Here is a 9,617-nt window from a genome sequence, read left to right as displayed (position 1 = left end):
GCCGGGGGTGGTGAAGCGCCCCGGGTCGAACCGGGCGGGCTCTTCCCACAGTCCGGGGTCCCGGTGCGTGAGGTAGGGGCAGACGATGACGTCGGTGCCGGCCTCGACCACGTATCCGGCGAGGACGTCGTCCTGCGCGGCGCAGCGCGGCAGTATCCACGCGGAGGGGTAGAAGCGCAGCGTCTCGTTGACGAGGGCCTGGATGGCGCGCCGCCGCTCGGGTGACCCCTCGGCGCCGGCCGCGAGCGCCTGCTCCCGCGCCTGCGGGTTGCGGTCCAGCAGGAGGTAGAGCCAAGTCAGAGTGGTGGCGGTGGTCTCGTGACCGGCGAGCAGCAGGGTGACCAGCTCGTCGCGGATCAGCCGGTCGGTGTACTCGGGGCGCGTCCCGGCCGCGTCCAGCAGGACGTGCAGCAGTCCCGTACCGTCGGGTCCGGCCCCGCCCTCGCGGGCGGCGGCGATGGCGCGGCTCGCCACGGCGTCGATCCTGGCCAGCTCGGCGGAGACGGCCTCCTGGGCGGCGGCGCCGTCGGTGGGCAGCTGGGGCAGTGCGGCCACCACGGCGGGCACGGCGGCGAGTTCACGCTCCGTGGCGGTGTCGAGGGGGTGCCCGGTCAGGGAACGCCAGATGGTGTCCAGGGCGAAGCGGCGCATCTCCTCGCCGACGTCGAGGAGATGCCCGGTGCGGGCGTACGCGGCCCAGCGCGCCGCGGTGGTCCGGGCGGCCTCGGTGATCCGCTGCTCGTAGCGGCGCATTCCCTTGCCGGTGAACTGCGACTGCAGCAGCCGCCGTTGCCGCTGCCACGCCTCGCCCGTCGCGGACAGGACGCCGTCGCCGACCAGCAGCCGGGCCCGGTGCGAGCGCTTGACGTACCGGTCCGGATGGAGCGCGAGCACGTGCTGGACGGCCTGGGCGCCGGTGACCAGCACGGTCGGGCGCGGCCCCAGCCGGAGCGCGGCGACACCGCCGAGCCGCTGCTGCGCCTGGGCGAACAGCTCGACGAGTTCCCCTCCCGCGTCCCGCCACTGCCCGACGGTGCCGGGGTCCAGCTCGGGGACCCGGCGGCCGGCGGTCGAGGGACTCGGAAGGGGGCCGGGGCGGGCGTGGGTGGCCACGGGCGTGCTCCTGTTCGGCGGCACCGGGTGCGGTCATCACGCACTGTAGGGGAGCGGGCGCGCCGGGCGACACCCCGCCTCGGACCGGGGAGCGGGTCCTGCGGGGACGGCCTGGCCGGCCGGCAGGTCCGGACTGGCGGCGCCCGTGCCCGTGGGCGGGTTCCGGCCGAACTCCGCCCGAATCCGGCTGCCGTTCGCCTGGCGTATGCGCCACCGTCACGCCAGGCTCCCCATCCGGTACGCCGGGCGCGCTCTGCTGAGGTGCCCAACCACCCCCAACCGCAGAGGTCGTTCCCGTCATGGCAGAACTCAACCGCCGCCGCTTCCTGCAGCTCGCCGGCGGCGCCACCGCGCTGACGATGCTGAACGAGAGCATCGCCCGCGCCGCCGCCATCCCCGCGCAGGGGACCACCGGCACCCTCGCCGACGTCGAGCACATCGTGGTGCTCATGCAGGAGAACCGTTCCTTCGACCACTACTTCGGCGCACTGCGCGGCGTCCGCGGCTTCGGCGACCCGCGCCCGGTGACCCTGCCCAGCGGGAAGTCCGTCTTCCACCAGTCCGACGGCACGAAGGTGACGCTGCCCTTCCGCCCGCCGTCCGACGACCTCGGCATGGAGTTCCTCCAGGGCCTCAACCACGACTGGGCGGGCGGCCAGAGCGCCTTCAACAAGGGCAGGTACGACAACTGGGTACCCGCGAAGACGGCCACGACCATGGCCCACCTGACGCGCGAGGACATCCCCTTCCACTACGCCCTGGCGGACGCCTTCACCATCTGCGACGCGTACCACTGCTCGTTCATCGGCTCCACGGACCCCAACCGCTACTACCTCTGGTCCGGCCACACCGGCAACGACGGCAAGGGCGGCGGTCCGGTCCTCAACAACGCCGAGGCGGGCTACGACTGGACCACCTATCCGGAGCGGCTGGAGACGGCCGGGATCTCCTGGAAGGTCTACCAGGACATCGGCGACGGCCTGGACGCGGCCGGCTCCTGGGGCTGGATCAACGACGCCTACCGCGGCAACTACGGCGACAACTCCCTCCTCTATTTCAACACCTACCGGAGCGCGCAGCCCGGCAGCCCCCTGTTCGAGAAGGCCCGGACGGGCACGGACGCCAAGGCCGGCGAGGGCTACTTCGACCGGCTCCGCGCCGACGTCGCCGCCGGGACCCTGCCCCAGATCTCCTGGATCGCCGCCCCGGAGGCCTTCAGCGAGCACTCCAACTGGCCCTCGAACTACGGTGCCTGGTACATCTCTCAGGTGCTGGACGCCCTCACCTCCAACCCCGACGTGTGGGCCCGTACCGCCCTGTTCATCACCTACGACGAGAACGACGGGTTCTTCGACCACGTCGTCCCGCCGTACGCCCCCGCCAGTGCCGCGCAGGGCCTCTCGACCACCCCCACCGCCCTGGACGTCTTCCCCGGCAAGCCCGGCTACGTCGCCGGACCGTACGGCCTGGGCCCGCGCGTGCCGATGCTCGTGGTCTCCCCGTGGAGCACCGGCGGCTACTCCTGCTCCGAGACCTTCGACCACACCTCCGTCATCCGCTTCATGGAGCAGCGGTTCGGGGTGACCGAGCCCAGCATCTCGCCCTGGCGCCGCGCCGTATGCGGCGACCTCACGTCCGCCTTCGACTTCGCCCGCAAGGACACCGGCACCGCCCCGCTGCCCGACACCGGCGCCTGGTTCCCGCAGGACCGCGAGCGCCACCCCGACTTCCGGGCCACCCCGCCGGCCGAGGGCGTCATGCCGCGCCAGGAGAAGGGCCTGCGGCAGACCCGTCCGCTGAAGTACGCCCCGTACGTGGACGGCGCGGCGCTCGTGGCCGAGGGCAGGTTCCGGCTGACGTTCAGCGGCGGCCCGGACCTGGGCGCGCAGTTCTACGTCACCTCCGGCAACCGCACCGACGCCCCCTGGACGTACACGACCGAGGCCGGCAAGTCGATCACGGACACCTGGAACACCCGCTACTCGGCAGGGGTCACCGACCTGACCGTGCACGGCCCCAACGGCTTCCTGCGCGGCTTCCGCAACCCCGGCACCACCCCCGGCCCCGAGGTCACCGCCCGCCACGACGCCGCCACCGGGAACCTGGACCTCACCGTCACCAATGCTGGAGCGTCGACCGCCACCCTGACGGTCACCAACGCCTACGCAGGCGGGCCGAAGCGCCTCACGGTCGCCAAGGGCGCGACCGTCACGTACACCGTCCCGCTGAAGAACACGCGGCGCTGGTACGACGTGACGGTCACCGCCTCGGAGACCCCGGACTTCGGGCGCCGCTTCGCGGGCAAGGTCGAGACGGGCGCGGCCGGCCTCTCGGACCCGGGCATCCTCACGGACGAGTCCTCCTGAGGCCGCCGGCCGGCGGCCCCCGCCCGGGACCCCGGCCGATCAGGGGCCGTTCCGGAACTCTCCGGACCGGCCCCTGACCTGTGCCCCTCGCGTGGCCGGGGCCAGGAGAGTTCCTTCCGCATCAGCGTGCACATGGGCACGGTGTACGCGGCGCTCGACGGCCAGGGCGGCAGGGTCGCGCTCAAGCCGGTGCACCCGCAGCTCGCCGCCGATCCCCAGTTCCGCGCCAGGTTCCATCGCGAGGTGGGCGTGCTCCGGCGAGTCGCCGGGCCCGGTTCCCTTCATCGACGCTGATCCGGCCGCCGAGATCCCGTGGCTGGTCACGGCGTACGTACCGGGCCCTACCGTGCACGAACACGTGGCTGCGTACGGTCCGCTGTCCGGGGTCCGGGGTCCGGCTGTTCCTGTTCGCGGCCGGGACCGCCGCCTCGCTGGCCGCCGTACCACCGGGACGGGACGGTGGACAGCCCGGGAGACGTGTTCGACTGGGACGCTCTCGTCGCCTACGCCGCCACCGGCCGCCCGTGTTCGGGACGGGAGCCCCGGACGTGGTCGCGTACCGCGTGCTGCGCGAGGAACCCGATCTAGAACGCGTACCGCACGAGCTCCGGGGAGTGGTCGCGTCCTGTCCGGCCAATGTCCGGACCCGCGTCAGCGGACGGCCACCACGACCGGGCCGCCGGCCCGGTCGACGCGGGCCGTCCACCCCGGCGGCAGCCGCAGCGACCGGGACGGGGGGACCGGGCCCGCGAACCGCCGCCGCCACAGCGGCCGGCCGTCCTGGTGGACCGTCACCACCGGGCCGGTCAGCGGCTCCCCGGACCGCAGCAGCAGCGGCCGCCCGGCGGTGTCCGTGATCCGGTTCGGCGTCACCCACAGGAGCGGGGCCCGGACCACCAGCGGCGGGCCGGGCTCCGGCCAGGGGGCGCCGGCCAGGTGGGCCAGGACCGGGGCCGTCGCGGCGGCGCCCTCCCCGGCCGCGGTGGCCGCGCGTTCGATGCCGCGCAGGGCGTTGCCGACCGCGAAGACGCCCGGCGTCGAGGTGCGGAAGGACGCGTCCACGCCGGGGCCCCGGGTGCCGGGGTCGAGGGGGACGCCGCCGCGGCGGGCCAGTTCGTGATCGGGGATCCAGTCGCCGGTGAAGACCACCGTGTCGCAGGCCAGTACCCCCGACCGGCCGTCCCGGTGGCGGACGGCCACGCCGGTCAGCCGGCCACGGCCGCGCAGTTCGCCCACCGTGGTCGCCGTGAGGAGCGGGACCCCTGGCACGGCGGCGGCGCGCGGGCGTTCCGTGACCACCGCCACCACCTCCGTACCCGCCCGCCGCAGCGTGCCCACCGCGTGCCGGGCCACCGCCTCGTCGCCCACGACCACGGCCCGCCGCCCGACGCGCAGGCCGTACCGGTGGACCGACTGGAACAGCTCGCCGGTGGTCAGCACGCCCTGCGGCCGGGAGCCCGGCACCAGCCGGGCGCTGCGAGGGCGCTCCCGGGCGCCCGTGGCGAGAACGACGGCCCGGGCCGTGATCCGCTCGAGGCCCGCCGGGCCGGTGGTCTCCAGGGTCAGCGGGCCGGCCCAGCCGGTGGCGGTGACGCCGGTGCGGACCGTGGCCCCGGCGGCGAGCGCCGCCCGCGCCGACCGCCGTGCGTACTCGGGACCGCCGAGCCAGGGGCGCGGCAGCCGGCCGAAGCCGCCGTGGTGGAGGTGGCGCGGCATCCCGCCCGCCTCCTCCTCGCGTTCCAGTACCTCGACCCGCCCGGCGCCGGCGGCCGCCAGCCGGGCGGCGAGGGCCAGTCCGGCGGGGCCGGCGCCGACGATCAGGACGTCGGCCTGCACGTCCGTACGGTTCACCGGCGGGCCTCCTCGAAGAGGGCCCGGACGGCGGCCCCGCAGTGGAAGCCCTGGCAGCGGCCGCCCCGGGCGCGCGTACGCCGCCGCAGGCCGTCCGGCGAAGCGGGCGGGACCGTCCCGGCGAGCGCGTCGCGTATCTCCCCGCGGGTCACGCGCTCGCAGTGGCAGACGATCCGGCCGTACTCGGGGTCCGCCGCGATCATCGCCGGGTCGCGGTAGGGCCGGGGGAACGCCTCGCCGAGGTTCGGCATCCGCACCGGTTCCAGATCCCGTGCACCGGACACCGGCAGACCGCCGTCCGCGAGCAGTTCCACCACGTGTGCGGCGATCGCCAGGGAGGCGGTCAGCCCCGTGGAGCGGATCCCGCCCACGCTCACGTACCGCTGTGCGGGATGCGCCCGGATCGCGTAGTCCTCCTGCCCGGTGGCCGCCCGCAGCCCTGCGTACACGGCGGTGACCTCCTCCTCCAGGAGCGCCGGCAGGATCCGCCGGCCCTTCTCCCGCAGCAGCGCGAGCCCTTCGGCGGTGGACCCGGTGGCCGTCTTGTCGTCCAGGTCCTCGGCCGTCGGCCCGAGCATCACGTTCCCGTACACGGTCGGCGTCACCAGCACCCCCTTGCCGCGCGCGTCCGGCACCGGCAGGAGGATGTGGCGTACGAGGCCGCGGGCGAGTTCGTCGAAGACGATCAGCTGGCCGCGCCGGGGCGTCACGGTGAAGTCCGCGTGGCCGAGCAGCCGGTCGATCTCGTCGGCGTACAGGCCCGCCGCGTTGACCAGGTGCCGGGTGCGCAGCGGGCCCCGGCCGGTGGCCAGCGTGTGCGGATCGCCCGGAGCGACCGAGCGCACCGGGCAGTTGAGGTGCAGGTCGACGCCGGCGCGGACGGCCTGCGTCGCGTAGGCGAGGGTGGTCGTCCAGGGGCAGATGACCGACTCGTCCGGCACGTGGAGCGCGCCCAGGACGCCGGGCCCGAGCTCCGGCTCGCGGGCCCGCACCTCGGCAGCCGGGAGGATCCGGGCCGCGCGGTAGCCGTTGCGCACGGCCTTCTCGGCGAGCCCCGGCAGCGCCGCGAGCTGCTCTTCGTTCCAGGCGACTAGCAGCGCCCCGAGCGGTTCCACCGGGATGCCGGCGTCGGCGGCGTACGCGGCGAGCAGCCGCTGCCCCTCCCGGACCAGCCGGGACTCCAGGGAGCCGGGGACGGCGTCGAAACCGGTGTGCAGGATGGCGGTGTTGGCCTTGGAGGTGCCGTTGCCGACGTCGTCGGACGCGTCCAGGAGGGCGATCCGCAGGGGAAGCCGGGCCAGTTCGCGGGCGATGGCCGAGCCCACGACGCCCGCGCCGATGACCGTCACGTCGTAGGCATCACAGGCGTCGTGCGCGTCTCGCTCGCCGTGCCCGTCGTACGCGTCGTACGCGTCGTACGCGTCGTACGTGTCGTACGTGTCGTACGTGTCGCCGCCGGGCAGCGGGCCGCCGGTGGTGACGGTCATGCCGGGCCGCCGGTGGTGGCCGTCATGCCGGGCCGTCGGTGGTGGCCGTCATGCCGGGCCGTCGAGCAGGGCCGAGACCGCCGTCCGGAACCGTGCGCGGCGCTCCGCGGCCTGCGCCGAGCCGGCCATCGGCTCGTAGACGGCGGACGGCTTCCACTCCGGGACGGCCTCGAGGGCGGTGAGCGAGGGGTCGAGTCCGAGCCGGGCGACCGCCCCGACGCCGAGTGCGGTGGCGTCCGGCAGCGCCGAGACTTCGACGGGGATCTGGAGCAGATCGGCCTGTGCCTGCATGAGCAGCGCGGACCGGGTGAGTCCGCCGTCGACGCGCAGGGTGGCCAGCGGCGCCCCCAGGTCGGCGGCGACCGCGTCAGCGAGCTCCGCCACCTGCGCGGCTATGCCGTCGCACAGCGCGTGCACGAGGTGCCCGGCGGTCGTGTCGAGGCCGAGGCCGGTGACGGAACCCCGCAGGTCGCCCCGCCACCACGGGGCGGCGAGCCCGGCGAGGGCGGGGACGAAGGTGACGCCGCCTGCGTCCGGGGCGCTGCCGCCCACGGTGTCGATGTCCTCGGCGCCGGAGATCACGCCGAGGTCGGTGAGCCACCGCACGGCGGAGGCGGCCGTGTACACCTGTCCGTCCAGGCAGTAGCTGGTCTCCCCGCCGAGCCGCCAGGCGACACAGCCGACCAGTCCGGAGGTGCTGCGCCGGGGCAGCGGGCCGGTCTGCGCGAGGAGGAACGCCCCCGTGCCGTAGGTGCACTTGGCGGTGCCCGGCTCGGTGACGCGCTGTGCGAGCAGGGCGGCCTGCTGGTCGACGAGGAGTCCCGTCAGCGGCAGCGGGGGGCCGAAGACGGTGGTGGTGCCGACACGGGTGTCCGCGTCGACGACTTCCGGCAGCCGCTCGCCGGTGAGGCCGAAGGCGTCGAGTGCCGCCGGGGACCAGTCGACGGTGTCGAGGTCGAGGAGCTGGGTGCGGCCCGCGGTCGCCGCATCGGTGACGAAGGCGCCGGTGAGCCGGTGCACGAGCCACACGTCGCTGGTCGTCACGACTCCCCGCCGGGTCAGGCTGCGGCGTATCCAGGCCATCTTCGGCGCGGCGAAGTAGGGGTCGAGCGGCAGGCCCGTGAGTTCCTGCAACGACGCGGCGTGCGGGGCCAGTTCCGTACAGAGCTGCTCGGCGCGGCGGTCCTGCCAGACGATCGCGTCGGTCAGCGGCTCACCGCTCGCCGGGTCCCAGGCCAGTACGGTCTCGCCCTGGTTGGCCAGGCCCACCGCCACCACCGGCTCGTCGGCCTCCGCCAGGGCGGCGCGCCCCGCGCCGACGACCGAGTCCAGCAGCTCACGGGGGTCGACCTCCACGCGGCCGCCCGGCAGGTACCGGGGCCGCACGGGGGCGGAGGCGGAGCCGATGACCCCGCGTACGGGACAGATGACGAGGGCCTTGGTTCCCGAGGTGCCCTGGTCCACAGCGAGCACCGGGCCCGTCATCACCACTCCGTCCCTGGTATCGGCATGCGCGTGATCGTCGCTCGGAAGCCTTCACCAGCGGAGGTCGCCCGTCAAGATCCGTCCGTGCGGGCGGCGGACGCCCGGCGGTAGAGCTGACGCAAATTCATATCCTGTCCTTGGCCTGATAGTTGCATTTGAAATGTTCCATGACTCGAACGCTCACACTCGATCTATAGTGATCGCCGATCACCAGGCGCGAAGCCCTGCGATGCGAGGACCGATGACCACGACCACCGCAAGACGCGCCCGACCCGGCCCCCCGTCGACCGGGGCGAGGTGATGGCGGGCAGCGACTTCCGGCCCGTCTACCATCCCGCCGGTCACGACAACGAGCTGCGCGTCGCCGTGCAGGACCTGCGCACCGGCCGCTGGGTGTCGATGGCGCAGTTACTGGACCGGACGGACGGCTGGGGGCTGTGGACCCAGCGCACCCAGGTGCTCGCCGCGGTCGCCGCCGGCTCGGACGTGGTCCAGGCCTGGCGCGCCGAGGAACCGCGCAGCGTCGCCGCGTCCGTCATGCACACCCGTGTCGTCGTCGAACGGGCCGTCCGCGCCCACCGCGCACGGCACCCGCGCACGCACGAGCTGTGGCGGGAGGCGTGGGAGGCCTGCCGTGACACCGCCGAGGCCAGCCCCGCCGACCCCGTGCCCTGGGTCTGCCTGCTCGCCCTCGCCTCCCTCGACGAACACCGCTCGATGGACGAGCACCGGCTCCGAGCGCCCGCCGTGATGCTGCCCCCCGGCCCCTGGGGCATCCTCGCCCAGGCCGACAAGCGCGATCCGCACAACCGCGAGGCGTACCACCGCATGCTCCAGTTCGTGTGCGCGGGTACCCCCGGACCGCTCACCGAGGCGGCCAACTTCGTCCACTGGGCGGCCGGTTCGGCCGCGCCCGGGTCCGCCGTCCACCTCCTGCCGCTGTACCTGAGCATCGAGCGCTACCGCCGCGAGCGCGGCCAGGAGAGGGCGCTCGACCTCCACTGGGTCGCCGAGGACTCCGTCCGTGACGCCGGCCACGCCCTGGACGCCTGGTTCCGGTACGCCGACCTGCGCCGCGCCTCCCCCCTCGACCTGAACCACCTCGCCCACGCCCTGTGGGGAGCCAACCGGTTCGGCGAGGCGGCCCAGGTCTTCGACACGATCGACCGGTACTGGACCACCCTGCCCTGGGCCTACCGGACCCGCGACCCGGCCGACCAGGAACTGGCCGCGGAGGTCTTCCTGCAGGCCCGGTCCCGCAGCCTCGCCGGCCGGGGCTGACCTCCGCTCCCCCGCGGCTCCACCCCTTCACCGT

At 74.6% G+C, this 9,617-nt stretch carries 7 protein-coding genes; 3 read left to right on the top strand and 4 right to left on the bottom strand.

The annotated features are described in order from the left end of the window. Positions 1 to 1,113 (bottom strand): cytochrome P450 (locus PV721_RS37040; protein ID WP_319732260.1); only part of this gene is annotated, 1,113 nt, incomplete at its 3' end. A gap of 299 nt (positions 1,114 to 1,412) precedes the next feature. Between PV721_RS37040 and PV721_RS37035 the strand changes: the two genes are divergently transcribed. Both PV721_RS37035 and PV721_RS37030 read left to right on the top strand, forming a co-directional pair. Next, positions 1,413 to 3,479 carry a phosphocholine-specific phospholipase C gene (locus tag PV721_RS37035; protein WP_319732258.1) on the top strand — a complete coding sequence of 689 codons (2,067 nt, stop codon included), beginning with the start codon at positions 1,413 to 1,415 and terminating at the stop codon, positions 3,477 to 3,479. A gap of 132 nt (positions 3,480 to 3,611) precedes the next feature. After that, positions 3,612 to 3,773 carry a hypothetical protein gene (locus PV721_RS37030; protein ID WP_319732257.1) on the top strand — a complete coding sequence of 54 codons (162 nt, stop codon included), beginning with the start codon at positions 3,612 to 3,614 and terminating at the stop codon, positions 3,771 to 3,773. Positions 3,774 to 4,130: 357 nt separating this feature from the next. Here PV721_RS37030 and PV721_RS37025 read toward each other — a convergent pair whose 3' ends face one another. The 3 genes from PV721_RS37025 to PV721_RS37015 are packed head-to-tail and all read right to left on the bottom strand — an operon-like array spanning position 4,131 to position 8,302. Continuing rightward, a complete protein-coding gene (locus PV721_RS37025) occupies positions 4,131 to 5,330 on the bottom strand; it encodes an NAD(P)/FAD-dependent oxidoreductase (RefSeq protein ID WP_319732255.1) in 1,200 nt (399 codons plus the stop codon). Continuing rightward, complete coding sequence (locus PV721_RS37020) at positions 5,327 to 6,817, bottom strand: FAD-dependent oxidoreductase (RefSeq protein ID WP_319732253.1); 1,491 nt, start codon at positions 6,815 to 6,817, stop codon at positions 5,327 to 5,329. Before PV721_RS37020 ends, PV721_RS37025 begins: the two co-directional genes overlap by 4 nt. Positions 6,818 to 6,865: 48 nt before the next feature. Beyond that, positions 6,866 to 8,302 carry an FGGY family carbohydrate kinase gene (locus PV721_RS37015; RefSeq protein WP_319732251.1) on the bottom strand — a complete coding sequence of 479 codons (1,437 nt, stop codon included), beginning with the start codon at positions 8,300 to 8,302 and terminating at the stop codon, positions 6,866 to 6,868. Between the two features lie 300 nt (positions 8,303 to 8,602). Between PV721_RS37015 and PV721_RS37010 the strand changes: the two genes are divergently transcribed. Next, a complete protein-coding gene (locus PV721_RS37010; protein ID WP_319732248.1) occupies positions 8,603 to 9,583 on the top strand; it encodes a hypothetical protein in 981 nt (326 codons plus the stop codon). Positions 9,584 to 9,617 lie beyond the last annotated feature (34 nt).

Source organism: Streptomyces sp. MB09-01 (genome assembly GCF_033794505.1).
Taxonomy (GTDB): Bacteria; Actinomycetota; Actinomycetes; order Streptomycetales; family Streptomycetaceae; genus Streptomyces.
This window is presented reverse-complemented; position numbering and strand designations above follow the sequence as displayed.

Excerpts from the sequence above, each read along its gene's own strand:
- PV721_RS37035 (WP_319732258.1), top strand. The coding sequence starts at position 1,413 with ATGGCAGAACTCAACCGCCGCCGCTTCCTGCAGCTCGCCGGCGGCGCC.
- PV721_RS37030 (WP_319732257.1), top strand. The coding sequence starts at position 3,612 with ATGGGCACGGTGTACGCGGCGCTCGACGGCCAGGGCGGCAGGGTCGCG.
- PV721_RS37020 (WP_319732253.1), bottom strand. The coding sequence starts at position 6,817 with ATGACCGTCACCACCGGCGGCCCGCTGCCCGGCGGCGACACGTACGAC.
- PV721_RS37015 (WP_319732251.1), bottom strand. The coding sequence starts at position 8,302 with ATGACGGGCCCGGTGCTCGCTGTGGACCAGGGCACCTCGGGAACCAAG.
- PV721_RS37010 (WP_319732248.1), top strand. The coding sequence starts at position 8,603 with ATGGCGGGCAGCGACTTCCGGCCCGTCTACCATCCCGCCGGTCACGAC.